Genomic DNA, 26,954 nt, shown 5'->3' on the forward strand with positions numbered 1-26,954 from the left:
CACGCCGAACCTGGCATCGTCCTTGCGCTATGGAACAGACCCTTATCGGGCCTGTCCACCGCCATCCGGAGATGCACCATGAATGCCGTCACGTCCGCCAAGCCGCATGCCACCGACCCGCAGTCCATCTTCAAGCCGCGCTACGGCAACTACATCGGCGGGGAGTGGGTGGCCCCGCGCAGCGGCCAGTACTTCGAGAACACCACGCCGGTGACGGGCAAGGTGTTCACCGAGGTCGCCCGTTCCAACGCCGAGGACATCGAAGCGGCGCTGGACGCCGCCCACGCGGCCAAGACCGCTTGGGGCCAGACATCGACCACCGAGCGCGCCAACATCCTCAACAGGATCGCCGACCGCATCGAGGAGAACCTCGAGCTGCTCGCCCACGCCGAAACCTGGGACAACGGCAAGCCGATCCGCGAAACGCTCAACGCCGACGTGCCGCTGATGGCCGATCACTTCCGCTACTTCGCCGGCGCGGTGCGCGCACAGGAAGGAAGTCTGTCGGAGATCGACAAGGACACCATCGCCTACCACTTCCACGAGCCGCTCGGCGTGGTCGGGCAGATCATCCCGTGGAATTTTCCGATGCTGATGGCCGCCTGGAAGCTGGCGCCGGCGCTGGCCGCCGGTAACTGCGTGGTGCTCAAGCCGGCCGAGCAGACCCCGGCCTCGATCCTGGTACTGATGGAAGTGATCGGCGACCTGCTACCCAAGGGCGTGCTCAACGTGGTCAATGGCTTCGGCGTGGAAGCGGGCAAGCCGCTGGCCTCCAACCCGCGCATCGCCAAGATCGCCTTCACCGGCGAAACCACCACCGGCCGCCTGATCATGCAGTACGCCAGTCAGAACCTGATCCCGGTGACGCTGGAGCTGGGCGGCAAATCGCCGAACATCTTCTTCGCCGATGTGATGGCCGAGGACGATGACTTCCTCGACAAAGCGGTGGAAGGCTTCGTGCTGTTCGCCTTCAACCAGGGCGAAGTCTGCACCTGCCCCTCGCGCGCACTGATCCAGGAATCGATCTACGAGAAATTCATGGAACGCGCGCTCAAGCGCGTGGCCGCGATCAAGCAGGGCAATCCGCTGGATCCCAACACCATGGTCGGCGCGCAGGCCTCCTCCGAGCAGCTGGAGAAAATCCTCTCCTACTTCGACATCGGCAAGCAGGAGGGTGCCGAGGTGTTGATCGGCGGTGAGCAGGCCAAGCTCGAGGGCGACCTGGCCGGCGGCTTCTACGTGAAGCCCACGGTGTTCAAGGGCCACAACAAGATGCGCGTGTTCCAGGAAGAAATCTTCGGGCCGGTGGTCTCGGTGACCACGTTCAAGACCGATGAAGAGGCACTGGAGCTGGCCAACGACACCCTGTACGGCCTCGGTGCCGGCGTGTGGAGCCGCGATGCCTCGCGCCTGTACCGCATGGGCCGCGGCATCCAGGCCGGGCGGGTGTGGACCAACTGCTACCACGCCTATCCAGCGCATGCCGCCTTCGGTGGCTACAAGCAGTCGGGCATCGGCCGGGAGAACCACAAGATGATGCTCGACCACTACCAGCAGACCAAGAACCTGCTAGTCAGCTACTCGCCCAAGAAGCTGGGCTTCTTCTGAGCCTGCCCCGGGCTTGATCCCGATCAAGGCGCCGGCATGAGGCCGGCGCCACAGTGCAGTCCTTGGCAATCCACGGAGATCCACCCATGAACAAGACCATGAAGGCCGCTGTCGTCCGCGAGTTCGGAAAGCCGTTGCGCATCGAGGAGGTGGAGGTGCCGCGTCCGGGGCCCGGCGACATCCTGGTGAAGATCGAGGCCTGTGGCGTGTGCCACACCGACCTGCACGCGGTGGACGGGGACTGGCCGGTCAAGCCGAACCCGCCCTTCATTCCCGGCCACGAGGGCGTCGGCCACGTGGTCGCGGTGGGTGCGGGTGTCAGCCACATTCGCGAAGGCGACCGCGTCGGCATTCCGTGGCTGTACTCGGCCTGCGGCTACTGCGAACACTGCCTGGGCGGCTGGGAAACCCTGTGCGAAGCCCAGCAGAACACCGGGTACTCGGTGAACGGTGGTTTCGCCGAGTACGCGTTGGCCAACGCGGCGTATGTCGGGCTGCTGCCCAAGGGCGTGGGCTTCATCGAGGTCGCGCCGATCCTGTGCGCCGGCGTCACGGTCTACAAGGGGCTGAAGGTCACCGATACCAAACCCGGCCAGTGGGTGGTGATCTCCGGCATCGGCGGGCTCGGCCACATGGCCGTGCAGTACGCCAAGGCGATGGGGCTGAACGTGGCCGCAGTGGATATCGATGATGGCAAGCTCGCATTGGCCGAGCGGCTGGGCGCGACGATCACCGTCAACGCACGCAACACCGATCCGGCCGCGTTCCTGAAGAAGGAGATCGGCGGGGCGCACGGGGCGCTGGTCACCGCGGTCTCGCCGAAAGCCTTCGAGCAGGCACTGGGCATGGTCCGCCGCGGTGGCACGGTCTCGTTGAACGGTCTGCCGCCGGGCAACTTCCCGCTGGATATCTTCGGCATGGTGCTCAACGGCATCACCGTGCGCGGCTCGATCGTCGGTACCCGCCTGGACCTGCAGGAATCGCTGGAGTTCGCCGAGCAGGGCAAGGTCACCGCGACGGTCACCAGCGATTCGCTGGAGAACATCAACGACATCTTCGCGCGCATGCAGGCCGGCAAGATCGAAGGCCGCGTGGTGCTGGACATGAGCGCGTAAACGAATGGTGCGCTGCCGAAGTGCATCGGCAGCGCCTGTTTCACGGTAGTGCCGGCCGCTGGCCGGCTCCCGGAGATCCCCGATCATGACCGACCTCCCGCTCCAGGTAATGGCTACCCTCCCAGCGCTGCAGCTGATTGAAACACTGCAGGCCCGCCACGGCGACCTGCTGTTCCACCAGTCCGGCGGTTGCTGTGACGGCTCCTCGCCGATGTGCTTCGCCCAAGGCGATTTCATCGTCGGCGACCGTGACGTGCGCATGGGCGAGATCGGCGGGGCGCCGTTCTACATCAGCCCCGCGCAGTTCGAGTATTGGAAACACACCCAGCTGATCATCGACGTGGTGCCCGGCCGTGGCGGCATGTTTTCGTTGGAGAACGGCGAGGGCGTGCGTTTCCTGGTCCGCTCACGCTTGTTCAGCGATGAGGAGTTCGCCCAGCTCAAGGCCGCCAGCCGGGTCTGAAACACGCTGCGGCAACCCGTCCATAATGGCGACTCTCCCGCCGTGACGTCTCTGCCATGCCTGTGTCGTCCTCCCTGAAGAATCCGTTGCTGTCCGTGCTGGCCGTCGTGTTCGCGTTCGCGGTGATGGTGCTGGTCAACAGCGTCGGTTCCTGGCTGGTGCCGTTGCTGCACATTCCGCCGGGCGGCGAGCCCCAGCTGGCGTGGGACCTGGCCTGGACGATCCTCAGCGGCGTCGCCGCGATCGCCTTCGCCAGCCGCTACGCACCTACCTGGCCGCGTGTGCACGGCGGTGTGGTGTGGGCGGTGATCGCGGCCGCATCGATCTACACCGCGTGGGATTTCGGCAGCGATTTCCCGTTCTGGTTCGTGGTGATCCTGCTGGTGTCGCTGCCGGTGCAGGCATTCGTGGGCATGTGGCTGGGCGCCCGGTTCCGGCCAGCGCGCGCCTGATCAGCTGCCCGGCAGCACCTGCTTCACCTGCGCGATGCCCTCCCACGGGTCCTGCTTCAGGCGCTCCGCGCGCTGCAGTGCCTTCGCCATCGGGAAGGCGTCCGGTGCCGCGATGCGGCCCAGTTCTTCCCAACGCAGCGGCACCGCCACGCCGGCCCCCGGCCGCGCCCGCAGCGACCACGAGCTCACACTGGTGGCGCCGCGCGCATTGCGCAGCCAATCGATGAAGATCACCCCGTCGCGCTTGGCCTTGCTCATCGTCGCCACATAGCGCTCCGGTGCCTGCGTCGCCATGGCCTGCGCAAACGCCTCGCAGAAGTCCTTGGCGTGCGCCCAGTCGGCCTTGGGCTGCAGCGGCACCACCACGTGCACGCCCTTGCCACCGGAGAGCCGGACGAAGCTCTCCAGCCCGGCTTCCTGCAGGCGCGCGCGCACATCGCGTGCGGCGGCCTTGATCTGGGTCCAGTTCACGCCATCGCCGGGATCCAGATCGAACACCAGCCGGTCCGGGTGCTCGGGATCCTCGACAGTGGCGCCCCACGGATGCAGCTCCAGGGTGTTCATCTGCACCAGCTGCAGCAGCCCCTCCACATCCTCGACGTACAGGTAGTCCTCGCGTCCACTCTTCTGCTCCAGCGGGATCGCCTTGACCGCACCGCCCAGGCCGGTGCCGTGGTGTTTCTGGAAGAAGCAGGGTTTGTCCACGCCGTCCGGGCAACGCAATACGGACAGCGGACGGTGCGCCACCTCAGGCAGTATCCAGCGCGCCATGCGCCGATAGTAGTCGGCCACCTCGCCCTTGGTGATCTTCGCCTTGGCGAACACCACGCGCTCGGGATGGCTGATCGCCACGGCGCTTTCTTCCTGCGCAGCCGCAGGTGCCTTCTTTCGCCCGCTGGTTCTGGTCGTAGCGGAGGCGACGGTAGTGGCAGCGGCGTCCAGATCCTTCGGCTGTTTATCCTCGCGCAGCCGCTTGAAGCTGGCCTGGCGCAGCAACCCTTCCTTGGCCCAGCCACGGAAGGCGACTTCCGCCACCAGCACCGGCTTCACCCAGTGCACGCTGCGCGCGGTGAACGGCACACGCACGGGCAGTTCCACCACTGCGTCCTTCACGGTCAGGGGCGTGAGTTGCTTGGTCAGCGCGCGCAGCGCGGCATCGTCGAAGCCGGTGCCGACGCGGCCGACATAACGCAATCCGCCCTTGTCCGGGGTGGCCATCAGCAGCGAACCGAAGCCACTGCGCGATCCCTTGGGCTCGGTAAAGCCGACGATGAGGAACTCATCGGTGTTCTCGTGCTTGATCTTGATCCAGTCACGCGACCGGGCGTTGACGTAGGGCGCCTCGATCCGCTTGCTGATGATGCCTTCGAAGCCGGCTTCGCCGCTGGCGGCGAATACCGCCGGGCCGTGATCGCGCACGTGGTCGCTGTAGGCCAGGGTGTCCGGCTTGCTGCCCAACAGGTCCTTGAGCAGCGCCTTGCGCTCCAGCAGGGGGACGCGGCTGACATCCACCCCGGCGATGCCGGGCATGTCGAACACCACATAGCGCAGCGGCTGCTTCGCAGTGCCGTCGATGACCTTCTGCAACGCGGTGAAATCACTGCGGCCCTGCGCATCCAGCACCACCAGTTCACCGTCCAGGCGTAGATCGCGCACCGGCAGCCGTTCGATCGCCTGCACTACTTCGGGGAAATCGTCGGTCCAGTTCAGCCCGCCGCGCGAGCGCAGCGACACCACGCCTTCGCGCACGTCGGCCAGCAGGCGATAGCCATCCCATTTGATCTCGTGCAGCCACTGCTCGCCGTCCGGCGCCGTGGCACGGTGGTCGGTCAGTTGCGGCTTGAAATCATGCGGGTAGGGCTTTTCGCGTGCGCCTTCAAGCGCCAGCGCGCGTTTGGACCAGCGCGCATCGGCTTTGCGTGCGGCGCTGCGCGTCGCCGCCTTGGCCGGGGCGGTCTTCCTGGCCGGGGCGGCCTTCGTTTTGCTGGCAGCGGCGACCTTCCTGGTGCCCGTGCGCTTGGCGGCCTTCGGTGCCGGCTCCAACAGATCATCGGCCTCCATATCCCTCGCCTCATCGTCATCGCGTTTGATCAGCAGCCACTGGTGCTGCTTGCCCTTCATCGCGGTGCGCACCAGTTTCCAGCCGCCCTTGAGCCGCTCACCGTGCAGGACGAAGTCCACCTTGCCGGCCGCGATCGCCTCCAGCGGATCGCCATCGCAGGCCCAGGTGCCGTGGTCGTAGACGTCCACATGCCCCGCACCGTAGTGGCCGCTGGGGATATCGCCGGCGAACGTCGCATAGGACAGCGGGTGATCCTCCACCTCCACCGCGAGCCGTTTTTCGCCGACACGCAGCGAGGGGCCCTTCGGTACCGCCCAGCTCTTGAGCACGCCGTCAGCCTCGAGCCGGAAGTCGTAATGGCGCGAGCTGGCATGGTGCAGCTGCACGACGAAGATCGGCCGACGCGCCGGGGCACCGCGGCGCTCGGCGTCCGGCTCGGGGGTGCCATCGAAGCGACGCTTGCGGCGGTATTCCTGCAGGGACACCTGGGCTTACCCCGCTTTGCGCGCGGGTGCACGCTTGGTGGTTTTCTTGGTCGCTTTGCCTGCGGTCTTGGTCGCCTTTTTGGCCGCCGTGGGTTTGGCGACCTTGGCCGTGGCCTTCTTCGCCGCTGTCCTGGTGGCGGCCGGCGTGCGCTTCTTGGCATCCAGGCTCTTCTGCAGCAGCGACATGAAATCGACCACGTTGGTTGCATCGTCCTCGCGCGGGACCGGCTCTTCCTCCACCTTGGTGGTGCCGCCCTTGGCCTTGATCCGCTTTTTCAGCAGCGTGTGCAGTCGCTCGCGGAATTCATCATGGTACTCATCCGGCTTCCACTCCCCGGACATCGACTCGATCAGCTGCTCGGCCATGGCGGTTTCCTTGCTGTTGATCCGGTACTCGGACAGGCTGCCGCTGGGCAGCTTGTAGTCTTCCGGGTCCACCAGTTCCTGCGGATAGCGCAGGATCATCAGTACCAGCGCATCGCCATGCGGCATCACCGCGCACAGGTACTCGCGGGTACGCACCACCACCCGCGCGATGCCGACCTTGCCGGTACTGCGCAGCGTCTCGCGCAGCAGCACATAGCCTTTCTCGGCTTTCTTGGCGGGCACCAGCAGGTAAGGCTTCTCGTAGTAGCGCGGATCGATCGTGCCGGCATCGACGAAGGTCTCCACCTCGACCGCCTCGTGACTTTCCGGCGCAGCCGAGCGGATGTCGTCCTCCTCCAGTACGACGTAGCTGCCCTTGTCGTACTCGTAGGCTTTGACGATGTCCTTCCACGGCACTTCCTCGCCGGTATCGGCGTTGACGCGCTCGAAGCGGATCGGCTTGCGGTCGCGCGAATCCAGCATCCGGAAGTGCAGATCGACGTTGCGTTCGCCGGACATCAGCGACACCGGGACATTGAGCAGCCCGAATGACAGCGTGCCGGTCCAGATCGGTCGGGCCATGGTGGCGCCACTCCAACACTACAGGGAGGGCAGCTGTACCGCGCGGCACGTGAAACGCCCGTGTCCGGCCCGTGCAGGCCGGCTGCACGCCGCGGCTACTGCAGCAGGCCGTGCACTGCCGCGGCTGGCATGTGGTCCAGGGCCAGCCACGCATCTTCGACCACGGCGCGGGCCTGGTGCCAGCCCAGTCGCGACTGCCCGCGCATCTGTTCCCAGTGCTCGGCCAGCTCGCCATCGGTGTCATCGGCACCGCGCGGCCAGTCCGCGTAGTGGGTGGTCAACGCGAAGGCATAGGCGGGGTACAGGTCGCGCCAGCTGCGGCGGCCGTGGCTGCGGCGCTGCTCGTAATCGCTGCGCATGTACTGCAGGTAGTCCTGTGCAACCGCCTGCGCGTCTTCGGCGCGGTCGCGGCGCGCGCGGCGCCCGCTCCGTTCCGGCTGCAGGTAGGCGTTGAACAACGCAGGTGCGGCACGGCGGTCCAGGCGGGGCATGACACGACTCCGACAGCGGTGGGGGAGGCAGGAATAGACCCGCCGCCGTTATCCAGCCGTGACAGATTCGTTGACGCACCGGGATTCGCAGCGACTTCACCCGCCGCGCGCTGTAGTGGGCTGCACAGCAACTGGAGAACTCCCATGCCACGCGACCCCCTGCGCGACGCCACTGACCCGGTCCCGGGCGAGCAGCGCGCCAAACATGACAACCAGGACGCCGAGAACCGCGGCGCCGATATCCGCCCCTCGGCAGACGCCGATGCTGCGGCCGAGCGTCCGGGCGAGGTGGCCCCGCACACTTACCGCGACCGCAAGGATTCCCAGCCGGGTGCCCAGGGCCCGGCCGGTCATCACCGCCGCGAAGATGAATACCAGCGCCGCCAGCGCAAGGAACACGCCAGCGACAACCAGGACGAGGCACTGGAAGAAACCTTCCCGGCCAGCGACCCGACCTCACCCTTTGTGCCGGCCAAGCCGCCGCGCTAGGTCACGGCGCCCACTGCCACTGCAGCCCCACGTTGTAGCGGCGGTCCGGGCCGGGTTCGAAGAAGCGCTGGTTGCCATCGTTGACGATCACCGAGCCGATGTAGCGCTGGTCCAGGGCATTGTCCACCCGCGCAAACGCACGCAGCGTGCCCTGTGCGGTGGTCCAGCGCCGCGATACCTCCAGGTTCAACAGGGCATAGCCCGGCGCGCTGTCGGTGGCCAGATCGTTGACCACGGTGTCGCTGGAGGCAACCACCTCGGCCGCCCACTGCCACGGGCCCGGGCGGTACTGCACCCGTGCGTTCCACTGCTGCCTGGGCACGCCCGGCAGGCGTGAGCCGGCCGTTACCGTGTTGCAGCCAGCGGCCGCGCACAGCGCATACGGATCACGCACGGTGGCCTCGATCCAGGTGTAGGCCAGCGAAAGATCCGCCTGCGCCCCCAGCGGCTGCACATAGCTGGCCTCCGCGCCCTGGCGGCGCGTGCGACCGATGTTGCGATAGGTGCTGCGGCCGCCGCTGTTGCTCGCCACGGCCAGCTCGTCATCGGTATCGGCGCGGAACAGCGCCGCCTCGACCTGCGCGCCACTTTGCCCGTGCCACTTGCTGCCGACTTCCAGGTTGCGGCTGCGGGCGGCCGAGAGATCCAGCGCCAGCCCGGCCTGGCCATCGGCGCGGTAGCCCAGCTCGTTGAAGGTGGGCGTTTCGAAGCCACGTCCGGCCGACGCGTACAGCCGCCAGGCATCGCTGGCGCGGAACACCACGCCGGCCACCGGGGTGGTCGCTTCGTAGCGCCGCGAACCGCTGTCGTCCGGATTGCCGGTGGTGATGTAGTGGTCGTTGGACCGGAAGCGGACCGTGCTGTGGCGCACCCCGAGCAACAACGACCAGCGCGGCGCCCACTGCCACCACGCCTGCGCGAACTGGTCCACGTTCTCGACCCGGTCGCTCTGGTCGCGGCGCAGGCGGCCCTTGATGCCGACCTGATCGCCGACGAAGTTCTCGTAACCGCGGCGATCCTGCTGCTGACGGTCGGCATTGGCGCCAATCACGATGTCCAGCGGGCGTCCTGCCCAATCACCACGCCAGGCCCAGCGCGCGTCGAGGCCGCCGTAATCACCATCCAGATCGATCACCCCGCCGGCATGCAGCGGGTTGGCCTGCGGCGCCGGCGGGATCGCCAGGTACTGCTCCACGCTGCGCTGGCCGGCATAGCCCATCGCGCGCCAAGTCTGCGCGCCCTCCGTTCGGGTGAACACCAGCCCGGCCTGGGCCTGGCGCACGGATTTGCGGGTGTTGTACTGGGTGGCCACCGCAGTGGCCTGGCGCGGGTTCTCGCGCACCTGGGCGCGGGTCAAGCCGAGTGGATCCTGCGCGTCGGGCGCATCGAAGTAGTTCAGGACCAGATCCAGCTGGCCGCCGCCGACATCCGTGCCCAAGCGGGCGTTGACCGATTCGCGCCGGGCCTGGCTGTGATCGCGCCAGCCATCGGTGCGGAAGTGGTTGGCGGCGACGTTGTAGCGGATCGGCCCCTGCATGCCACGCAGCTGGGCGCCGGCGCTGAGGGTGTTGTCGCTGCCGGTATCCAGCCGCAGGCGCCACGGGTCGCCCTCGGCGCCGTCCGCGCTCCACACCTGCACCACGCCGCCGGACGAGTTGCCGTACAGCGCCGAGAACGGCCCCCGCAGCACCTCCACGCGCTGCGCCGAGAGCAGGCTGGCGTGGGAGAGCTGGCCCTGGCCGTCGGGCATGGTGGCCGGCACACCGTCCACCAGCACCCGCACGCCACGCACGCCGAAGGTCGAACGCGCGCCGAAGCCGCGGATCGAGAGCTGGGTGTCCTGCGCGTAATTCTGGCGATCACGGGCGACCACCCCGGGAATGCCGTTGAGGGCCTCGGAGAGCTGGGCCAGCGGCCCGGTACGGTCTTCGTCCACCCAGACGGTCGTCAGCGAGGCCGGCAGATCGATATCGGCCACCTGGGCCACGCGCGCGGCCTGGACCTGGACGGTCGGCAGGCGCTCGATCGGGGCGGGCGGGGCGGGGGTGTTCTGGGCCTGCGCCAGCGATGGCAGCAACACGGCCGAGGCCAGCGCACAGTGGCGGGCCAGCGGGGTAAGACGGAGCATGCGGGGCGGGATCCTCGGTGAATGGGCGTGCCGCACGCCATGGTACGGAAGGCGACGTGACGACAGCCTCGGCGCCCTCGGCGGGGCTTTGTTACGATGGGTCGGTTTTGGCTGATTCTGCCGCCAAATCTGCGTCGCGCCACCCTCCCCCTTCCGTCATCCGAATGAGTACCGCCGTGTCCTTCTTTGCAAATGTGGAACTGGTCCCAGGCGACCCGATCCTGGGCCTGACCGAGGCTTACAACGCCGACAGCCGTCCGATCAAGGTCAACCTGGGCGTGGGCATCTATTACGACGAGAGCGGCCGCATTCCGCTGCTCCGCGCCGTGAACAAGATCGAACAGCAGCTGGCCACTGACGCCAAACCGCGTGGCTACCTGCCGATCGACGGCCTGCCGGCCTACACCCAGGCCACCCGCGAGCTGGTCTTCGGCAAGGACTCGCCGCTGCTGGCCGCCGGCCGCGTGGCCACCTCGCAGACCATCGGCGGCAGCGGTGCGCTGCGCGTCAGCGCGGACCTGCTGCACAAGCTGCTGCCGCACGCCACCATCGCCATCAGCAACCCGAGCTGGGAAAACCATCGCGCGGTGTTCGGCGCGGCCGGCTTCGACGTGGTCGATTACACCTACTTCGATGCCGCCACCCATGGCGTGGACTTCGACGGCATGCTGGCCGACCTCGGCAAGCTGCAGCCGGGCACCGTGGTGCTGCTGCACGCGTGCTGCCACAACCCGACCGGTGCCGACCTCACCGTCGCGCAGTGGAAGCAGGTGGCTGAGCTGCTGAAGGACCGCCAGCTGTTCCCGTTCATCGACATGGCCTACCAGGGCTTCGACAAGGGCATCAGCGAAGATGGCGCCGCCGTGCGCATCATCGCCGAGGCCGGCATCGACAGCTTCGTGGTCGCCAACTCGTACTCCAAGTCGTTCTCGCTGTATGGCGAGCGCATCGGCGCGCTGTCGGTGGTCGCCCCGGACGCGAACGCGGCCAAGGCCGTGCAGTCGCAGGTCAAGCGCATCATCCGCACGATCTACTCCAGCCCGTCCAACCACGGCGCCGCGCTGGTGGCCGGCGTGCTCAACAGCGTTGAGCTGCGCCAGGTGTGGGAAGCGGAACTGACCGAAATGCGTGAGCGCATCCACGCCCTGCGCCATGGTCTGGTGGAGAACCTGGTCGCCGCCGGCGCACCGGAGTACGCCTTCATCAACGACCAGGCCGGCATGTTCTCGTACTCGGGCCTGAGCCGCGCCCAGGTGGACCGCCTGCGCGACGAGTTCGCAATCTACGCCGTCGGCACCGGCCGCATCTGCGTGGCCGCACTCAACCAGGGCAACCTGGAGTACGTGGCCAAGGCCGTGGCGACCGTCAGCAAGGGCTGAGCTCCATTGCCCCGGTGAAGCAGAACGGCCGCCCTGCGCGGCCGTTCTGCGTTACGGCGTCCGCAGCCCGCTGCATGTCGTGGGAACGGTTACGGCTGCCCGCGCCTCGTAATGGCTCCGGCGAAGGGCGACAATAGGCGCTTCCCCTCTGAAGGCCGCCTGATTCCATGTCCCAGACGTCGCTGACCCGCTATCTGATCGAAGAGCAACATGCCGGCCGCATCAACGCCGATCTGCGCCAGCTCATCGCTGTCGTGGCCCGCGCCTGCACCAGCATCTCCATCGCGGTCAGCAAGGGCGCGCTGGGCGGCGTGCTCGGCGAAGCCGGTACCGGCAACGTGCAGGGCGAAGCGCAGAAGAAGCTGGACGTGATCAGCAACGAGATCCTGCTGGAAGCCAATGCCTGGGGCGGCCACCTCGCCGCCTGCGCCTCGGAAGAAATGGATCATTGCCAGCCGGTGCCGGACACCTACCCGCGCGGTGACTTCCTGCTGCTGTTCGATCCCCTTGATGGCAGCTCCAACATCGACGTCAACGTGTCCGTCGGCACCATCTTCTCGGTGCTGCGCTGCCCGCCGGGTACCGAGCAGCCCAACGATGCCAGCTTCCTGCAGCCGGGCACCGCGCAGGTCGCGGCCGGCTACTGCATCTACGGGCCGAGCACGCAGATGGTGCTCACCGTCGGCCACGGCACGCACGCGTTCACCCTGGACCGCGAGAAGGGCGAGTTCGTGCTGACCACGCCGGACATGCAGATCCCGGCAGACACCCAGGAATTCGCCATCAACATGTCCAACCAGCGGCATTGGGAAACCCCGATGCAGGGCTACGTGCAGGACCTGCTGGCCGGCAAGGAAGGCGCGCGCGGCAAGAACTTCAACATGCGCTGGATCGCCAGCATGGTGGCCGACGTGCATCGCATCCTGACCCGCGGCGGCATCTTCATCTACCCGTGGGACACCAAGGATCCGTCCAAGGCCGGCAAGCTGCGCCTGATGTACGAAGCCAACCCGATGGGCCTGCTGGTCGAACAGGCCGGCGGCGCCGCCACCACCGGTCGCGTGCGCATTCTCGACATCCAGCCCGATCAGCTGCACCAGCGCGTGCCGGTGTTCCTCGGCTCGCGCAATGAAGTGGAACAAGCCACCCGTTACCACCGCGAACACGACAGCGCGGCAGGTTGATTTCCTACACAGGGCTGGCCGTCAGGTCAGCCCTGTTGATACGTGGCAACGGCGTGACATCGGCCACGGCAGCGGTCACCATCGGCCATTCGTGCCCACGGATGACCCCATGACTGCCGACGCGCCGCTCGATTTCATCGAAGTAATCCACAACGCCGTCCCCAACGAGGTCTGCGCGGCCCTGCAGGCCCAGATGCGATCCAGTGCGCAGTTGCAGCCGGGCGAAGTGGGCAGCGGTGTGTTCCCGGAACTCAAGCACAGCAAGGATCTTCGCATCAGCGGGCGCCCCGAGTGGCGGCAGGCCGAAGCAGTGCTGCAGCAGGCGGTTTTCAAGGGTTTGCTGACTTATCTACGCCGTTATCCACAGGCCTTGATCTCGCCATTGATGTTGCAGATCCAGGACAGCCAGGGCCAGCCGCGCCGGTTGGCGGCCGAGGATTTCCCCGACATGGACGACGCCACGCTGTCCGACCTGGCCCGCACCTGCCTGCGGCCCGGTGCCATCAATCTGCAATGGTATGCAGCGGGCGAGGGCGGCTATCCGTACTGGCACTGCGAGCTGTATCCGCGCGATCCGGCCGGCGAAACACTGCACCGCCACCTGCTGTGGACGCTCTACCTCAACGACGACTTCGACGCTGGCGAAACCGAGTTCCTGTTCCAGGGCCGCAAGGTCGCGCCGCGCACGGGCAGCCTGTTGATCGCACCGACCGCGTTTACCCACACGCACCGGGGCAACCGGCCGCAGGGTGGGGACAAGTTCATTGCGACGAGCTGGGTTCTCTTTCAGAGTGCGCAGAAATTGTTTGGTGGGAATTGATCAGCGCGCGCTCTCAATCAGCACGTGAGCAGGCAGCGCCGGTTCTCATCTGCGAAGGCGATGCGATGCACTCAAAAGCCTGGATCACTTTCGGCGGTGCGCGCTTGTACGCAGCATCGTCATGACGGTCACGACACTCAGGAACAGAGTGAACAAGCCAAAGAAAGCCAGCGCGTACTGGTGCACGCCGGTAAATTTCCCGTCTGCAATCCTGCAGAGAGCATTCACTCCCGTCGCAATCGTGATCAGGACGAGTACCACGAGATTTACCATCCTCCAGTGATGGTCCAGCATGTGCCTCCTCCTTGGCTTGAGTTCAACGTTTCGATCAACGCCCTTCCACTCTATCCGTTCAAATGCTTGCCCGTTGAGCAAAGGTTCGCGCTAACCCGCGTCATCGATCACCCGGCGTATCGGAACGACTCACGCGGCCTCGGCGAGTGGAAACCGTCGCTCCCACGGTTCCAAGGATCGCCAACGACAACCCAACCAGCTCCTCTTCGCCTAGAGGAACACGGTAGGCAACTTTCAGCCCCGTAAGTACCACGAAGTTCACTGGGAGCATCCACATGAAGGCGATCCCAAGCCGATGAATCCATTTCATTCCAACGCGGTCTCCTTGCAGTCACAGGCACCGGGTGACACGGGCAGCCCATGCGTTACCAAGTCGCCAGCACCACCACTATGGCTGCAACCAGCACGGCCAACACCATCACCGTGATCAGCACATTGCGCCCGGTGCGCTTCGCCTTCGCCTTCAACCCGGCCAGCACGTCCAGATCCAGATAGAGACGATCAGCGCCCGCGTCGCGGATGACGCCGTTGTCGCGGTAGTACTTCAGCGCTACCTGCAATGCAGGGTCGATGCTGTCCGCCGCGATCGCGCTCTGCGGCGCCAGCGCCTGATGGCCGGTGAAGTGTGCGATCAACGCGTCGCGCTGCTGCTGCACCGCGGCGGTGATGGCGGCGTTGATCGCGATGTTGGCCGCGTTCGACGCGGCCGAGGTGGCTGCCGATGACATGTGGTTCCCCCTGGATATCCGATATGGACGTCAGGCCACCGCGGCGCGGTGCCTTGGCCCGATTGTTGGGCGGGCGCGCCCTAAAGTCCATCGGGGGGCTGATCAGAACAACGAGCCCTGCGGTGACTCCGCCCGCGGCGGCAACGGCCGCAGGAAGCGGGTGCAGTCCAGCTTCGGCCAGTGGCTGTGCTGCGCATCGAAGCCCAGGCGCTTGCGGGCCAGCTTGAAGCGGTTGGACAGCAGGTCGGCGTAGACCCCTTCGCCGCGCATGCGCGTGCCGAACTGGCTGTTGTAGTCCTTGCCGCCACGCAGCTGGTTGATGGTGCTCATCACGTGCGTGGCGCGGTCTGGATGGTGGGTGTCGAGCCAGTCGCGGAACAGCGGCGCCACTTCCAGCGGCAGGCGCAGGAGCACGTAGCCGGCGGTGGAGGCACCGGCATCGTGGGCGGCCTCGAGCACGGCTTCCAGTTCGGCATCGTTGATCCACGGGATCACCGGCGCGACCATCACCCCGACCGGGATGCCGGCATCGCTCAGGCGACGCATCGCGCGCAGCCGTGCATGCGGAGCCGAGGCGCGTGGTTCCAGCCTGGCCGACAGGTGCGGGTCCAGCGAGGTCACTGAAAAGTGCACGCTGACCAGGTGCTTTTCCGCCAGCGGTGCGAGCAGGTCGATGTCACGCTCGACCAGCGCGTTCTTGGTGATCAACGAGAACGGGTGCTGCGTTTCCAGCATCACCTCGATCAGCTGGCGGGTGAGCTTGAGCTTGCGCTCGATCGGCTGGTAGGCGTCGGTGTTGATGCCCAGCGCAATCGGCTGCGGCACGTAGCCGGGGCGCGAGAACTCCTTGCGCAGCAGTTGCGGCGCATTGGTCTTGGCGAACAGCTTGGTCTCGAAGTCCAGACCGGGCGAGAGATTGAGATAGGCGTGCGAGGGTCGGGCGAAGCAGTACGAGCACCCATGCTCGCAACCGCGGTACGGATTGACCGACTGGCTGAAGCCGACGTCCGGCGACTTGTTGCGGCTGATGATGCTGCGGGCGGTCTCGGCGCGCACTTCGGTGCGCAGACGCGGCGCGGCGAACTCCTCGCTCTCGTCCGGCGCCCAGCCGTCGTCCATCGCTTCGCTGACGGTGACCTCGAAACGGCCCGCCAGGTGCGTGCGGGAACCCCGGCCTTTGATCGCAATACCCATCGTCAAAGGCTATCGCCTGGAGGTCTCAGGGAATGAGACGTCGTGGCGTCGGAACGGCGGGGATGGGAGATATCCATGGTTAGTAGTATTACTAACCACAGGCGCAAAGGGAAGTGGGAGCCGCGCCAGGCAAGGGTCGCCGGGGGGGCGGACCGATTTGATCCCCAAAATTATCCACAGGGCCAAGGCGCGTGCATGGCGTGTCCTGTCACCCGGCGGCTGAGCCGACCAACGGTCGGCTCTACCTGGTACCGGGCGCCTTGCGCGGCAGGGAGATGCGCCGCATCAGAGCAGCCGCAGATACCCCTTCACCGTGGCATCCAGCCCGTCGTACAGCGCCTCGCTGATCAGGGCGTGGCCAATGGAGACCTCCAGCACGTCGGGCACCGCCTGCAGGAATGCCGCCAGGTTGTCCTGCGACAGGTCGTGCCCGGCGTTGACGCCCAGGCCGGCCGCGTGGGCGCGGCGGGCGGCATCGGCGAACACGGCCAGCATGGCCGAGGCGTCACCGGCGGCATGCGCCTCGGCGTAGGGACCGGTGTAGAGCTCCACGCGGTCGGCACCGATGGCCGCGGCTTGGGCGATGTCGGGGTTGCCTGCGTCCACGAACAGGCTGACCCGGCAGCCGTACGTCTTCAACTCGGCAATCAGCGGGCGCAGGCGCTGCGCATCACGGCCGAAATCAAAGCCGTGGTCGGAAGTGAGCTGGCCGTCGCTGTCCGGCACGAGGGTGGCCTGGGCGGGGCGGGTCTGCGCGCACAGCGGCAGCAGCCCGGGGTAGCCCTCACGCGGGGGCGCGAACGGGTTGCCCTCGATGTTGAACTCCACGCCGCGCTCGGCCGTCAGCGCGGACAGGACCAGCACGTCCTCGGCGTGGATGTGGCGGCGGTCCGGGCGCGGGTGCACGGTGATGCCGTGCGCGCCGGCATCCAGGCAGGCACGGGCGGCCTGCAGCACGTCCGGGTCGGTGCCGCCGCGCGAGTTGCGCAGGACGGCGATCTTGTTCACGTTGACGCTGAGTTGGGTCATGGCACTACGAGGGGTCGGACTCACCCTGAGCGGTCGGGGTACGCGCCTGGAGGGCGAGCTCCCGCAGCCGACGGAGTTCGTTGGGATCGGTGATGGCCGCGCGGGTGGACTGCACATCGCCGAAGCGGGCCACGTAGAGGCCGCGGACCCACGCCAGCAGGAACACCAGGGTGCCCAGCAGCGACAGCGCCATCAGCCCCATGTGGGGGGTCTTGAGCGCCATGCCGAAACAGGCCAGCGCGAACAGCAGGAACAGCCAGTACATGTCGTTCTCCCCGATTGACCGGGCCAGTGTAGCGCTGGCGCCGGGTGCGGTTCCACGGGGAGTGACGGCTACAGCAGCGGCGAGGCCAGGCGGGCGAACGCCTCGGGGACACGGTGTCGCCACAGCGAACGCTGACGATCGTTGTAGACCGGTGAGGCGCTGCTGTACTCGGCGAGCAGGATCTCGGCGAGCGCCGCCACCCGGCCGGTATCGCTGATCATCATCGACAGCTCGAAATTGAGCCGGAAGCTGCGGTGATCGAAGTTCGCACTGCCGACGATGCACACGTCGTCATCGGCAATGAAGGCCTTGGTGTGCAGCATGCGCGGGCCGTACTCGTAGATCTTGACCCCGGCCTGCAGCAGTTCGTCAAAGTAGGAGCGCGCGGCCTGGGTAACGAACCAGGAGTCGCTCATCTTGGGTACCAGCAGGCGCACGTCCAGCCCACCGAGCGCAGCGGAGGTCAGCGCCATGCGTGCGGCCTCACCGGGCACGAAGTAGGGCGTCACCAGCCACACCCGCTCTTTGGCCTCGTGGATCGCCGCCACGTGCAGCCGGTGGATGGTCTCCCATGAGGAGTCCGGTCCGGACACCAGCACCTGCGCATTGATGCTTCCCTCACTGCGGCTGGGCATGCTCTCCGGCCACAACTGCGCGATGTTGAAGCGCGCCGGCTCCTGGCCGGTGGCGTAGATCCAATCCTCGATGAAGACCAGCTGCAGGCTGCGCACCACGTGGCCGCGCAGGCGCATGTGCAGGTCGCGATATGCATCCGGGCGGACGCTTTCGTCTTCCTCATCGGTGATGTTGATGCCGCCGGTGAAGGCCTGCAGGCCATCGATGATGACCAGCTTGCGGTGCGTGCGCAGGTTCAACCACGGCCGCTTGAAGGGCTTGAGCAGCTGCCGCGGATGGAACCAGACCACTTCGGCACCGGCATCCAGCAGCGGCTGCAGGAAGCGCTTGCGGATGGACGACGAGCCGACCGCATCCAGCAGCAGCCGCACGCGTACACCGGCGGCGGCACGCTCGGTCAGCGCATCGCGCAGCGCGGTGCCGGCGTGGTCTGGATTGAAGATGTAGTACTCCAGATGCAGATGATCTTTCGCCGTGGCGACTGCAGCGAGCAATGCGCTGTAGGTGGCGGCACCATCGACCAGCCACTCCACTTCGGTGGCCGAGCTCGGTGACAGCCCGGTGGTCGCCTGGGCGATCTTGGCCAGCTCGGTGCAGTCCGCATCCGGCGGGCAGACGCTGCTGTAGTGCTCCATACCCGAGCGCGAACGACCGCGGCGCAGGCGTTGCCGTTTCACCTTCTGCGGGCCGAGCAGGTAATAGATGAAGAGCCCGAGGTAGGGCAGGGCAGCCAGCGAGAGGATCCAGCTCAGCGTGGCGACCGGCTCACGCTTCTGCAGCATGATCCAGCCGATCAACCACAGCAGGTAGAGGATGTAGGCGGCCACCAGCATGGGGCGCAGGTGGGGAATGGCATCGAGCCAGTCCCCGAAGACGTCGAAGGTTGCGAGCATGGCCGGATCATAACGGGCCAGGTGCCGATGGCGCGTATCGACGCGACGGCAACGCAAAAAAAACGCCCCTGTTTCCAGGGGCGTTTTCCAGTCGCGTCATGACTGCGTCTTGCGTATTACTGCTGTACGAAGCCGATCTTCTTCATCTGAGCATTCTTCGCGGCAGCCAATACCTTGGCCATCACGTCGTACTCGGAGTCCGGGCTGGCATCAATGCGCAGTTCCGGCTGGTTGGTCGGATCGCGCTGCACTTCCTGCTCCATACGCTGCTGCAGTTCGCCCACAGCCACCGGGCTGTTGTTCCACGACACCTGGTTGCTGGCGTCCACCTTCAGCTCGATCGGCGGCGGCGGTTCGACAGTCACCGGCGGTGGGTTGAGCACTCGCTGCGGCAGGTCAACGGCGATCGGGTACGTCATGATCGGCGCGGTGACGATGAAGATGATCAGCAGCACCAACATCACGTCCACCAGGGGCGTGACGTTGATGTCGGCCATGGGGCCTTTGTTACCACCAGTACTGAACGCCATGGCTTACTGCCCCTTTACTTTGGTGGCGACGAAGCCCACGTCGAGCATGCCCTGTTCCTGCGCGACCTTCGTCATCTCATTGATGACGCGCATCTTGGTGGTGCGGTCACCACGCAGGTTGAGGGGCGGCTGCGGGGTCTGCTGGGCGGCGGTCGCCAAGCGCGACTCAAGAGTCTGCTTGTCGATTTCCTCGTCGTTCCAGTAGATCGAGCCGTCTTCCTTGACTGCCAAGGTGATCGGGCTCGCCCGCTTTTCAGCGTCTTCCGGATTCTGCACCAGGTTGGCCTCAGGCAGATCCACCTTGACCTTGTGGGACATCAGGGGCGCCGTGATGATGAAGATGATCAGCAGCACCAGCATCACGTCCACGAGGGGCGTAACGTTGATGTCGGCCATGGGGCCGCCGCTGTTACCACTACTGAAAGCCATAACGGGCTCCGTCTAGATCGTGTTGACTACGTTCTCGCTGGGTGACGCGCGTCGCTATTAGCGAACGCGCGAACCGGTGGCGAAGAAGTCGTGCAGGTCGTGAGCGAACGTATCGAACTTGCTGATCGTGGCGCTGTTGATCTTGCTGAAGAAGTTGAAGGCGAACACGGCCGGGATAGCCACGAACAGACCGATGGCGGTCATGATCAGTGCTTCACCCACCGGGCCGGCGACGGCGTCGATCGAGGCGGAACCGGTGGCACCGATCTTGATCAGCGCGCCGTAGATGCCCCACACGGTACCCAGCAGACCCACGAACGGAGCGGTTGCGCCGACGGTGGCCAGCAGGGTCATGCCCGACTGCAGGTTGTTGCTTTCGCGGGTCACGGCCTGACGCAGGGCGCGATCGACGAACTCCGAACGGCTCAGGTTCTCACCCAGGCCACCCGAGGTGCCGCCTTCCGAACGCTGGTGGTGCGCAGCAGCCTGTGCAGCGTCCAGAGCGATCTTGGAGAAGGGCTCCGAAGCCGGCTGTTCTTCCATCGCACGGATGGCGTCCTGAGCGTTCGGGGTATCCCAGAACAGGCTCACGACCTTGTCGGCAGCTGCCTTCAGACGGGTGGCGCGGAAGATGTTGATGACGGTCCAGTACCAGGACATGGCCGACATGATGATCAGGGTCAACAGCACGACCCAGGAGACGGCGAAGTCACCCGGCTGGGTGGTCATCTCGTGGATCAGGTGCTCGAAGCCCATCTGCGACAGGGCGTTGGAGTTGCCCCCGGCAGCAGCGGCGATGAAAAGTTCCTGCAGCATGACGCTTACCTTTGTTGTGTGTGGTGATAAAGGGTATTGCTAGAAATAACCGCTAGAGGCGGTGGCCGGCGGGCCACCGGCCACTATCAGTTCAGCGCAAAGTTGACCGGGACGCGAACGCGACCTGCGACCTTCTTCCCGCCCGATTCCGCGGAACGGAAGCTCCACTTGCGAGCTGCTTCCATGGCGGCGCGGTCAAGGTCACGGTTACGGCTGGACTTCTCGACCGACACATTGGTGACGTTGCCATTGGCATCGACGTCAATGATCAGGATGACTTCACCCTGGATACCAGCACGGAACGCGGCCGGCGGGTAACGCGGGGGGTTCATGTTCTTCGACGAGATGTCGACGCTTGCCTCAATGGTGCTCGGCGGCTGCGGCGGCGACGGCGGCGAAGGCGGCGTGACGATGTCGGTCGGACGCGGGTCCGGGATATCGACCACAGGGGCCTGCGGCGGCGGCGGAACCGGGGACGGCTTCGGCGGCGACAGGTTTTTCACCGGCGGCGGCGGGGTGTCATCCGGCGGCGGCGGCGGCGGCGGCGGTGGGGGCGGCGGCGGAGCGTCGACCAGGGTCACCATGATGTTGCGTTCTTTCTCCGCAGCGGCCTTGGGAGCCACAGCCGGGATCAGAAGCATCATGAAGGCGGCGAGATGCAGTGCGATTACAAAAGCGATACCCACGATACGCGGCCAGGAGAGGCCGGTGTCATCGCGTTGTTCGTACCTGTGAACGACTAGTTGTTCCGTCATGCGCCAAGAGCTCATTAGTGGGGCCGGGTACCCGGGGACAGGTAGCCCATGATCAGCGGTGCATGACACCGCAGGAACCTCCAAGCTTATACCAATCCTGAGCGCCTGCGCATCACTCGTGCAGGCATTCAGGCGTTATTCCTACTTACTTCAGGTTGATGATTTTCTTGGCATCCGCCTGGTTCTTCACACCCTTCGCCAGCGCTTGCTGGGCGGCCTGCTTGGCCTCCGGAATGCGACCTTCCGAATGCAGCACGCGTGCCAGATTCAGGTAGGTCTCGCCGTCCTTGGAAAGCGGGGCAGCCTTCTGCCACGCCTCGATCGCCTTGTCCGCCTGCTGCGGCTCAGAGTAGTAATACGCCTGAGCCAGCGCCAGGTACACCTGATAGTCAGGCTTCAGGATGTTTTTCTGCAAGCCATCATTGATAACGGCAATGACGTCCTTTTCTTTGTTCTCGCTGTTGGCGTAGATCGAGTAGAGCTGCTTGTACTCGCGCTCGTCGGTCAGCTGGCCGGCGCTGTACAGCTTGCCCATGATCGCGCCCGCCTGGTCCATCTGGTCGGCCTGCATGTACATGCTGGCCAGGTTCAGCTGGGCCTTCTTGTCATTCGGGTTCTTGGCGGCGAGCGCCTCGGCCTGCTTGACCGCTTCACCGGTCTGGCCTGCTTCGGCCATGGCGGCCATCAGCAACTGGTTCCAGCTGTCCTTCGGCTCGGTGGCGCCGGCGATGGCCTGCTGCAGCACCGGGATCGCCTCGGCGTAGCGCTCGGCCTGGTACAGCGCCTGACCCTTGGCCACGAGCTCTTCGGGCTTGGTGGACTTGGTCTCGGCGAAGTACTTGTCCAGCGTCGCCAGGCCTTCGTTGATCTGGTCTTCCTGCAGCTGCAGCTGGCCCAGCATCAGCATCGACTGGTAGTGGCCGTTGTTGTCCAGGCCACCAAGCTGCAACACCTGCTCAAGGTACTTCTTGGCAGCGGCGACGTCGTCGAGCTGGTAGGCAGCCTGCGAGGCGAGCTGCGCGGCCAGCGACTTCTCGTAGGTGTTGGCGGCGGGGTTGGCCAGGATCTCTTCGGCCTGCGCGCGCGTCTCCGGGAACTTCTGGTCGTTGTAGCTGTCAATGAGCTTCTGCAGCTTCGGGCCGAGTTTGGCCGACGACTTCTGCTCCGGCTCCTGACGGGTCGCGTTCGGATAGAGCACTTCGGCCTTCGCCTGCTTGCCGCCGCGGTTGCCACGCTCCGAGGAACGGGACTGGGCGAACGCATCGGTGACCATGGCGCCACCGATAGCGGTCGCGATGAGGACGGAAAGGACGGCTTGCTTGTGGTTGCTGAAAATCATCTTTCACCTCGATCGAACCGCCGCGGCGGCATCAAAACGGACTGTCAGAAAAATCTGAGCCGCCAAACGTATCAGAAACTGATGGCGTGAGAAATCGTTTCCGATGCTGCAATACAGCATCTTTTGGTCGTATCCGGGCGCATCAACCGCACTTTGGCCTGCGCCCGGCCGCCTGGGCTTGTTGGTATACACCACTCAGGGACGGCGCGTCTCGCTGCAGTTCACGGATGCGGTTGGCGGGGTCGGGGTGGGTGGACAGCCATTGGGGCGAGCGCCCGCCGCTGGCGGCCATCATGTTCTGCCACAGATCCACCGCCTGGGCGGGGTTGAAGCCGGCCTCGGCCATCAAGCGCTGACCGACGATATCGGCCTCGCTTTCCTGGGTCCGCGAGCCGGGCAGGAGGAAGGCGGCCTGGGCGCCAGCGCCACCCAGCTGGCTGACGGTACTGGCCGCGCCTTCACCGTATGCGGCGCCCGCCAGCGCGCCCAGAACCGACAAGCCGGTCTGCGCGCCCATCTGACGGGTGAGGCGTTCTTCGTGGTGCCGCGAGATGACGTGGCCGATTTCATGGCCGATCACGGCAGCCAGCTGATCCTGGTTTTTGGCGACGGTGAAGATGCCGGTATTGACCCCGACCTTGCCGCCGGGCAGGGCGAATGCGTTGGGCTCCTTGTCGACCATCAGCGCCGTTTCCCACCGTACGCCACGGTACTGAGCAGGCAGCTGGGCGACCAGCGCATTCACTACGCACTGAACGTAGGCGTTCTGCTTCGGATCGGTACTGAGCGTGCCTTTGGATTTGGTTTCAGTGAACGCCTGCGCGCCCAACTGATCCAGTTCGGCCTGTGAAACACCGCCGACCATCTGACGACGGCCGGTTGGCGAGGTGGTGGTGGCGCACGCGCTCACCAGCATGGCAATGGCAATTCCCAACAGCACTGGTTTCATGTGCGCTCCCCCGTGTTCATGTAGGCAGTGTGGAACGTGGCGACGTAAATTTTCGTCAAGCCGCGTGATCAATCATTGCACGCCCAGAAACATCAGCGCTGCCAGGGCGATGCCGTTGTTCAGTGCATGCGCGGCGATCGGCGCCCACAGCGTGCCGGTGCGTTGGTAGAGCCAGGCAAAGGCGGCGCCCATGCCGCCATAGACCAGCCACAACTGGGCGATTTCCCATGGGCCATTGGCGCTGGTGCCGGGGATTTCATGCACCAGCGCAAAGGCCAGGCTGCTCAGCACGATGCCCAGCACGGGGCGACCGGCCTGCCAGAGGCGGCCGAACAGCACGCGGCGGAACAACAGCTCTTCATACGCAGGGGCGAGCACCACGGCAAACAGCGCGAGGAACCATGGGAAGCGCGTCATCGCCTGTTCCATCAGCGCCAGATTCGTCGGCACCGGTTCGATGCCGGCCTGTTTGGCCAGCCACGCGATGAGGTTGCTGCCGATGATCACACCGGTGGCGACCAGGAGCGTCCAGCCCCAGGTCGACGGGCGGCCTGCAGCCTGGAAAGACAATGCACGTTCGGCGGGCGTGGCCCGGCGGCGGAAGAAGTACAGCACCAGCGCAGCGCCGCCGGTAGCGCTCAGCGCCATCAGGATCTGGGCGAGGGCACCGGGTTGGCCCAGCTGCTGGGTAAGACCGGCTACGGCGGAGGCATCGGCGCCGTCGCGAGCCGCTTGGTATCCGATGATCGCGCCGCGATACAGCCCCCAGATCAGCCCACCGATCAGACTCAGGGACAACAGGACTGCGATGCCGATGCCCAGATCGATGAAGAATCCCGCGAGCGGGGAGCCCGGCTTGCGCGGTGACGACGGGACGGCGGGCGGCAACGGAGGCGTCATGGACGCCGGGGTGGTAGCGGACATCGGATTCCTGGCATCGGGGAGCGATGGCCGGCCGGATGCAGGTCGCATCCGGGCCGGCCCTGTCCCGATTGTGTCAGATATCCAGGTTGGCGACCTTCAGCGCATTGTCTTCGATGAAGTCGCGACGCGGTTCGACCACATCACCCATCAGCGTGCTGAAGATCTGATCGGCCGCCACGGCATCCTCGATCCGCACCTGGAGCAGGCGACGGGTGTCGGGATTGACCGTGGTGTCCCACAGCTGCTCCGGATTCATTTCACCCAGACCCTTGAATCGCTGGATCTGGCGGCCCTTCTTGGCCTCATCCAGCAACCAGTTGCGCGCTTCGGCAAAGCTGCCGATCTCGGCCGACTTGGCACCACGACTGATCTTCGCCCCGGCGCGAACCAGGCCGTGCAGCAGCAGAGAGGACTGGTGCAGCGCACGCAGTTCACCGGTTTCAAACGCGCCCAGCGGGAGCACCTGGATCAGCTGCTCGCCCATGTGGCGACGGGTGACCAGCACGGCGGCCGGTCGCTCGTCGGTGGGTTCCTGCAGTTCCAGCGAATAGCGCGGCGAGCCGAGGCTGCCCTGGTTGAGGCGGGTTGCCAGCGCAGCCAGACCTTCGTCGGCGCCGGCCTTGCGCAGGTGCTCAAGATCCATCGGCGTGAAATCGATCAGTGCTTCGAGCACCTGGCGATCATAGCGATGGCTGTTGCGTGCGATGGTTTCCTGCGCCGACGCGTAGGAGAGCAGCAGCTTCTCCAACGCCACGCCTTCGATGCCCGGCTCGCTCTCGGCCGGGATCAGCGAGGCATTTTCCACCGCACTGCTGGCCAGGTACGCATCCAGCGCCGGGTCGTCCTTCAGGTACAGCTCCTGCTTGCCCTGCTTGATCTTGTACAGCGGCGGCAGGCCGATGTAGATGTGACCGCGCTCGATCAGCTCCGGCATCTGACGATAGAAGAACGTCAACAGCAGCGTACGGATGTGCGCGCCGTCGACGTCGGCATCGGTCATGATGATGATGCGGTGGTAGCGCAGCTTGTCCGGGTTGTACTCGTCGCGGCCGATGCCGGTGCCCAGCGCGGTGATCAGCGTACCGACCTGGTCCGAGGCGAGCATGCGGTCGAAACGGGCACGTTCCACGTTGAGGATCTTGCCGCGCAGCGGCAGTACTGCCTGGTTCTTGCGGTTGCGGCCCTGCTTGGCCGAGCCACCTGCCGAATCACCCTCTACGATGAACAGCTCGGACAGCGCCGGATCCTTTTCCTGGCAGTCGGCCAGCTTGCCCGGCAGGCCGGCAATATCCAGCGCGCCCTTGCGGCGGGTGAGATCGCGCGCCTTGCGCGCCGCTTCACGGGCACGCGCCGCGTCCACGATCTTGCCGGCGATCGCCTTGGCTTCGTTCGGGTTTTCCTGCAGGAACTCTTCCAGGCGCTGGCCGAAGGCACTTTCCACGGCCGGGCGCACATCCGAGCTGACCAGCTTTTCCTTGGTCTGGCTGGAGAAGCTCGGGTCGGGCACCTTCACCGACAGCACCGCGATCATGCCTTCGCGCATGTCATCGCCGGTCAGGTTGATCTTGGCCTGCTTGGCGATGCCGTTCTGCTCGATGTAGTTGTTGAGCACGCGGGTCAGCGCGCCGCGGAAGCCAGCCAGGTGGGTACCGCCATCCTTCTGCGGGATGTTGTTGGTGAAGCAGTACATCGTTTCCTGGTAGGAATCGGTCCACTGCAGCGCCACGTCCACCACGATGCCGTTGGATTCGCCGGTCACCGAGATCACGTTCGGGTGCAGCGGCGTCTTCAGCTGTGCCAGATGCTCCACGAAACTGCGGATGCCGCCTTCGTAATGGAAGTCATCGCGGCGGCCATCGCCGCGCTCGTCGACCAGCACGATCTTGACGCCGGAGTTCAGGAACGACAGTTCGCGCAGACGGCGGGCGAGGATGTCGTAGTGGAATTCCACGTTGTCGTGGAAGGCCTTCACCGACGGCCAGAAGCGCAGCGTGGTGCCGCGCTTGGTGCTGGTTTCGACCTGCTTCAGCGAGTTGACCGCAGCACCATCCGCGAATTCCTGCTGGTAGTGGAAGCCGCCCTGGTAGATATCCAAGACCAGCTTCTGCGACAGCGCGTTGACCACGCTGACACCCACGCCGTGCAGACCGCCGGAGACCTTGTAGCTGTTGTCGTCGAACTTGCCGCCCGCATGCAGGACCGTCATCACGACCTCGGCCGCGGACACTTCGCGGTCGAGCTTCTTGCTCATCTGCTCATGCTTGCCGGTCGGGATGCCGCGCCCGTTGTCCGACACCGAGACGGAGCCGTCGGCGTGGATCATCACCGACACGTGATCGGCGTGGCCGGCCAAGGCTTCATCGATGGAGTTGTCGACGACCTCGAACACCATGTGGTGCAGACCGGTGCCGTCATGGACGTCGCCGATGTACATACCAGGACGCTTGCGGACAGCCTCGAGGCCTTCCAGAGCGGTGATGCTGTTGGCGTCGTAGTTGCCGCTGTTTGCGGGGATGTTCTGTTCTTCAGTCATTGCGCTTGCCGTAGGC

At 65.7% G+C, this 26,954-nt stretch carries 26 protein-coding genes; 8 read left to right on the plus strand and 18 right to left on the minus strand.

What is annotated here, in order from left to right:
* Positions 1 to 78: 78 nt before the first annotated feature.
* The 4 genes from adh (at position 79) to ABE464_RS09050 (ending at position 3,638) form a co-directional block, all read left to right on the plus strand.
* The gene (adh, locus tag ABE464_RS09035; protein WP_346471665.1) at positions 79 to 1,608 is read left to right on the plus strand and encodes an aldehyde dehydrogenase; all 1,530 of its coding nucleotides are present in this window, start codon (positions 79 to 81) and stop codon (positions 1,606 to 1,608) included.
* Positions 1,609 to 1,694: 86 nt separating this feature from the next.
* Positions 1,695 to 2,723, plus strand: a complete 1,029-nt coding sequence (gene adhP, locus ABE464_RS09040; protein ID WP_346471666.1) for an alcohol dehydrogenase AdhP — start codon at positions 1,695 to 1,697, stop codon at positions 2,721 to 2,723.
* A gap of 85 nt (positions 2,724 to 2,808) precedes the next feature.
* Entirely contained in the window at positions 2,809 to 3,186 is a 378-nt protein-coding gene (locus tag ABE464_RS09045; RefSeq protein WP_346471667.1) for a DUF779 domain-containing protein, read from the plus strand.
* A gap of 56 nt (positions 3,187 to 3,242) precedes the next feature.
* The gene (locus tag ABE464_RS09050; protein WP_346471668.1) at positions 3,243 to 3,638 is read left to right on the plus strand and encodes a hypothetical protein; all 396 of its coding nucleotides are present in this window, start codon (positions 3,243 to 3,245) and stop codon (positions 3,636 to 3,638) included.
* On the opposite strand, the gene ligD is transcribed toward ABE464_RS09050, so the two are convergent.
* The 3 genes from ligD to ABE464_RS09065 all read right to left on the minus strand — a co-directional run bounded on the left by ligD (position 3,639) and on the right by ABE464_RS09065 (position 7,624).
* The gene (ligD, locus tag ABE464_RS09055; RefSeq protein WP_346471669.1) at positions 3,639 to 6,185 is read right to left on the minus strand and encodes a DNA ligase D; all 2,547 of its coding nucleotides are present in this window, start codon (positions 6,183 to 6,185) and stop codon (positions 3,639 to 3,641) included.
* 6 nt (positions 6,186 to 6,191) lie between these two features.
* Positions 6,192 to 7,133 carry a Ku protein gene (locus tag ABE464_RS09060; RefSeq protein WP_346471670.1) on the minus strand — a complete coding sequence of 314 codons (942 nt, stop codon included), beginning with the start codon at positions 7,131 to 7,133 and terminating at the stop codon, positions 6,192 to 6,194.
* Positions 7,134 to 7,228: 95 nt separating this feature from the next.
* Positions 7,229 to 7,624: a hypothetical protein gene (locus tag ABE464_RS09065; protein ID WP_121043771.1), complete on the minus strand. Its 396-nt coding sequence runs from the start codon at positions 7,622 to 7,624 to the stop codon at positions 7,229 to 7,231.
* Positions 7,625 to 7,768: 144 nt separating this feature from the next.
* Here ABE464_RS09065 and ABE464_RS09070 point away from each other — a divergent pair, with 144 nt between their 5' ends.
* Positions 7,769 to 8,113 carry a hypothetical protein gene (locus tag ABE464_RS09070; RefSeq protein WP_346471671.1) on the plus strand — a complete coding sequence of 115 codons (345 nt, stop codon included), beginning with the start codon at positions 7,769 to 7,771 and terminating at the stop codon, positions 8,111 to 8,113.
* Position 8,114: 1 nt separating this feature from the next.
* On the opposite strand, the gene ABE464_RS09075 is transcribed toward ABE464_RS09070, so the two are convergent.
* Entirely contained in the window at positions 8,115 to 10,241 is a 2,127-nt protein-coding gene (locus ABE464_RS09075) for a TonB-dependent receptor (RefSeq protein ID WP_346471672.1), read from the minus strand.
* A 176-nt stretch (positions 10,242 to 10,417) separates the two neighbouring features.
* Here ABE464_RS09075 and ABE464_RS09080 point away from each other — a divergent pair, with 176 nt between their 5' ends.
* The 3 genes from ABE464_RS09080 (at position 10,418) to ABE464_RS09090 (ending at position 13,624) form a co-directional block, all read left to right on the plus strand.
* Complete coding sequence (locus ABE464_RS09080) at positions 10,418 to 11,620, plus strand: amino acid aminotransferase (RefSeq protein ID WP_346471673.1); 1,203 nt, start codon at positions 10,418 to 10,420, stop codon at positions 11,618 to 11,620.
* Between the two features lie 167 nt (positions 11,621 to 11,787).
* Entirely contained in the window at positions 11,788 to 12,804 is a 1,017-nt protein-coding gene (locus ABE464_RS09085; RefSeq protein WP_346471674.1) for a class 1 fructose-bisphosphatase, read from the plus strand.
* A 109-nt stretch (positions 12,805 to 12,913) separates the two neighbouring features.
* The gene (locus tag ABE464_RS09090; RefSeq protein WP_346471675.1) at positions 12,914 to 13,624 is read left to right on the plus strand and encodes a 2OG-Fe(II) oxygenase; all 711 of its coding nucleotides are present in this window, start codon (positions 12,914 to 12,916) and stop codon (positions 13,622 to 13,624) included.
* 84 nt (positions 13,625 to 13,708) lie between these two features.
* On the opposite strand, the gene ABE464_RS09095 is transcribed toward ABE464_RS09090, so the two are convergent.
* The 14 genes from ABE464_RS09095 to gyrB all read right to left on the minus strand — a co-directional run bounded on the left by ABE464_RS09095 (position 13,709) and on the right by gyrB (position 26,938).
* Positions 13,709 to 13,918 (minus strand): hypothetical protein, encoded by a 210-nt coding sequence (locus ABE464_RS09095; protein WP_346471676.1) that lies wholly within the window; start codon positions 13,916 to 13,918, stop codon positions 13,709 to 13,711.
* A gap of 365 nt (positions 13,919 to 14,283) precedes the next feature.
* Positions 14,284 to 14,646 carry a hypothetical protein gene (locus tag ABE464_RS09100; protein ID WP_346471677.1) on the minus strand — a complete coding sequence of 121 codons (363 nt, stop codon included), beginning with the start codon at positions 14,644 to 14,646 and terminating at the stop codon, positions 14,284 to 14,286.
* Positions 14,647 to 14,748: 102 nt separating this feature from the next.
* Complete coding sequence (locus tag ABE464_RS09105; protein WP_346471678.1) at positions 14,749 to 15,840, minus strand: PA0069 family radical SAM protein; 1,092 nt, start codon at positions 15,838 to 15,840, stop codon at positions 14,749 to 14,751.
* Positions 15,841 to 16,125: 285 nt separating this feature from the next.
* Positions 16,126 to 16,869 (minus strand): pyridoxine 5'-phosphate synthase, encoded by a 744-nt coding sequence (locus tag ABE464_RS09110; RefSeq protein ID WP_346471679.1) that lies wholly within the window; start codon positions 16,867 to 16,869, stop codon positions 16,126 to 16,128.
* 4 nt (positions 16,870 to 16,873) lie between these two features.
* A complete protein-coding gene (locus ABE464_RS09115) occupies positions 16,874 to 17,134 on the minus strand; it encodes a hypothetical protein (RefSeq protein ID WP_346471680.1) in 261 nt (86 codons plus the stop codon).
* Between the two features lie 68 nt (positions 17,135 to 17,202).
* A complete protein-coding gene (gene cls, locus ABE464_RS09120) occupies positions 17,203 to 18,663 on the minus strand; it encodes a cardiolipin synthase (protein WP_346471681.1) in 1,461 nt (486 codons plus the stop codon).
* 116 nt (positions 18,664 to 18,779) lie between these two features.
* Positions 18,780 to 19,193, minus strand: coding sequence for a biopolymer transporter ExbD (locus ABE464_RS09125; protein WP_046272258.1), 414 nt, complete (start codon positions 19,191 to 19,193; stop codon positions 18,780 to 18,782).
* A gap of 3 nt (positions 19,194 to 19,196) precedes the next feature.
* Positions 19,197 to 19,622 carry a biopolymer transporter ExbD gene (locus tag ABE464_RS09130; protein ID WP_046272259.1) on the minus strand — a complete coding sequence of 142 codons (426 nt, stop codon included), beginning with the start codon at positions 19,620 to 19,622 and terminating at the stop codon, positions 19,197 to 19,199.
* Between the two features lie 57 nt (positions 19,623 to 19,679).
* Positions 19,680 to 20,438 (minus strand): TonB-system energizer ExbB, encoded by a 759-nt coding sequence (exbB, locus tag ABE464_RS09135; protein WP_019184055.1) that lies wholly within the window; start codon positions 20,436 to 20,438, stop codon positions 19,680 to 19,682.
* 86 nt (positions 20,439 to 20,524) lie between these two features.
* Positions 20,525 to 21,082, minus strand: coding sequence for an energy transducer TonB (locus ABE464_RS09140; RefSeq protein ID WP_259260794.1), 558 nt, complete (start codon positions 21,080 to 21,082; stop codon positions 20,525 to 20,527).
* Positions 21,083 to 21,338: 256 nt separating this feature from the next.
* On the minus strand, positions 21,339 to 22,532 hold the full coding sequence (locus ABE464_RS09145) for a tetratricopeptide repeat protein (RefSeq protein WP_346471682.1): 1,194 nt from the start codon (positions 22,530 to 22,532) through the stop codon (positions 21,339 to 21,341).
* A 142-nt stretch (positions 22,533 to 22,674) separates the two neighbouring features.
* Positions 22,675 to 23,481 carry a M48 family metallopeptidase gene (locus tag ABE464_RS09150; protein WP_259260731.1) on the minus strand — a complete coding sequence of 269 codons (807 nt, stop codon included), beginning with the start codon at positions 23,479 to 23,481 and terminating at the stop codon, positions 22,675 to 22,677.
* A gap of 72 nt (positions 23,482 to 23,553) precedes the next feature.
* On the minus strand, positions 23,554 to 24,405 hold the full coding sequence (locus tag ABE464_RS09155; RefSeq protein ID WP_346471683.1) for a CPBP family intramembrane glutamic endopeptidase: 852 nt from the start codon (positions 24,403 to 24,405) through the stop codon (positions 23,554 to 23,556).
* 73 nt (positions 24,406 to 24,478) lie between these two features.
* On the minus strand, positions 24,479 to 26,938 hold the full coding sequence (gene gyrB / locus ABE464_RS09160) for a DNA topoisomerase (ATP-hydrolyzing) subunit B (protein WP_346471684.1): 2,460 nt from the start codon (positions 26,936 to 26,938) through the stop codon (positions 24,479 to 24,481).
* Positions 26,939 to 26,954: the final 16 nt, after the last annotated feature.

The organism is Stenotrophomonas sp. TWI587 (assembly GCF_039674145.1).
Taxonomy (GTDB): Bacteria; Pseudomonadota; Gammaproteobacteria; order Xanthomonadales; family Xanthomonadaceae; genus Stenotrophomonas; species Stenotrophomonas maltophilia_AY.

Excerpts from the sequence above, each read along its gene's own strand:
- adh (WP_346471665.1), top strand. The coding sequence starts at position 79 with ATGAATGCCGTCACGTCCGCCAAGCCGCATGCCACCGACCCGCAGTCC.
- adhP (WP_346471666.1), top strand. The coding sequence starts at position 1,695 with ATGAACAAGACCATGAAGGCCGCTGTCGTCCGCGAGTTCGGAAAGCCG.
- ABE464_RS09045 (WP_346471667.1), top strand. The coding sequence starts at position 2,809 with ATGACCGACCTCCCGCTCCAGGTAATGGCTACCCTCCCAGCGCTGCAG.
- ABE464_RS09050 (WP_346471668.1), top strand. The coding sequence starts at position 3,243 with ATGCCTGTGTCGTCCTCCCTGAAGAATCCGTTGCTGTCCGTGCTGGCC.
- ABE464_RS09060 (WP_346471670.1), bottom strand. The coding sequence starts at position 7,133 with ATGGCCCGACCGATCTGGACCGGCACGCTGTCATTCGGGCTGCTCAAT.
- ABE464_RS09065 (WP_121043771.1), bottom strand. The coding sequence starts at position 7,624 with ATGCCCCGCCTGGACCGCCGTGCCGCACCTGCGTTGTTCAACGCCTAC.
- ABE464_RS09070 (WP_346471671.1), top strand. The coding sequence starts at position 7,769 with ATGCCACGCGACCCCCTGCGCGACGCCACTGACCCGGTCCCGGGCGAG.
- ABE464_RS09075 (WP_346471672.1), bottom strand. The coding sequence starts at position 10,241 with ATGCTCCGTCTTACCCCGCTGGCCCGCCACTGTGCGCTGGCCTCGGCC.
- ABE464_RS09085 (WP_346471674.1), top strand. The coding sequence starts at position 11,788 with ATGTCCCAGACGTCGCTGACCCGCTATCTGATCGAAGAGCAACATGCC.
- ABE464_RS09090 (WP_346471675.1), top strand. The coding sequence starts at position 12,914 with ATGACTGCCGACGCGCCGCTCGATTTCATCGAAGTAATCCACAACGCC.
- ABE464_RS09095 (WP_346471676.1), bottom strand. The coding sequence starts at position 13,918 with ATGCTGGACCATCACTGGAGGATGGTAAATCTCGTGGTACTCGTCCTG.
- ABE464_RS09100 (WP_346471677.1), bottom strand. The coding sequence starts at position 14,646 with ATGTCATCGGCAGCCACCTCGGCCGCGTCGAACGCGGCCAACATCGCG.
- ABE464_RS09105 (WP_346471678.1), bottom strand. The coding sequence starts at position 15,840 with ATGGGTATTGCGATCAAAGGCCGGGGTTCCCGCACGCACCTGGCGGGC.
- ABE464_RS09110 (WP_346471679.1), bottom strand. The coding sequence starts at position 16,869 with ATGACCCAACTCAGCGTCAACGTGAACAAGATCGCCGTCCTGCGCAAC.
- ABE464_RS09115 (WP_346471680.1), bottom strand. The coding sequence starts at position 17,134 with ATGTACTGGCTGTTCCTGCTGTTCGCGCTGGCCTGTTTCGGCATGGCG.
- cls (WP_346471681.1), bottom strand. The coding sequence starts at position 18,663 with ATGCTCGCAACCTTCGACGTCTTCGGGGACTGGCTCGATGCCATTCCC.
- ABE464_RS09125 (WP_046272258.1), bottom strand. The coding sequence starts at position 19,193 with ATGGCGTTCAGTACTGGTGGTAACAAAGGCCCCATGGCCGACATCAAC.
- ABE464_RS09130 (WP_046272259.1), bottom strand. The coding sequence starts at position 19,622 with ATGGCTTTCAGTAGTGGTAACAGCGGCGGCCCCATGGCCGACATCAAC.
- exbB (WP_019184055.1), bottom strand. The coding sequence starts at position 20,438 with ATGCTGCAGGAACTTTTCATCGCCGCTGCTGCCGGGGGCAACTCCAAC.
- ABE464_RS09140 (WP_259260794.1), bottom strand. The coding sequence starts at position 21,082 with ATGATGCTTCTGATCCCGGCTGTGGCTCCCAAGGCCGCTGCGGAGAAA.
- ABE464_RS09145 (WP_346471682.1), bottom strand. The coding sequence starts at position 22,532 with ATGATTTTCAGCAACCACAAGCAAGCCGTCCTTTCCGTCCTCATCGCG.
- ABE464_RS09150 (WP_259260731.1), bottom strand. The coding sequence starts at position 23,481 with ATGAAACCAGTGCTGTTGGGAATTGCCATTGCCATGCTGGTGAGCGCG.
- ABE464_RS09155 (WP_346471683.1), bottom strand. The coding sequence starts at position 24,405 with ATGTCCGCTACCACCCCGGCGTCCATGACGCCTCCGTTGCCGCCCGCC.
- gyrB (WP_346471684.1), bottom strand. The coding sequence starts at position 26,938 with ATGACTGAAGAACAGAACATCCCCGCAAACAGCGGCAACTACGACGCC.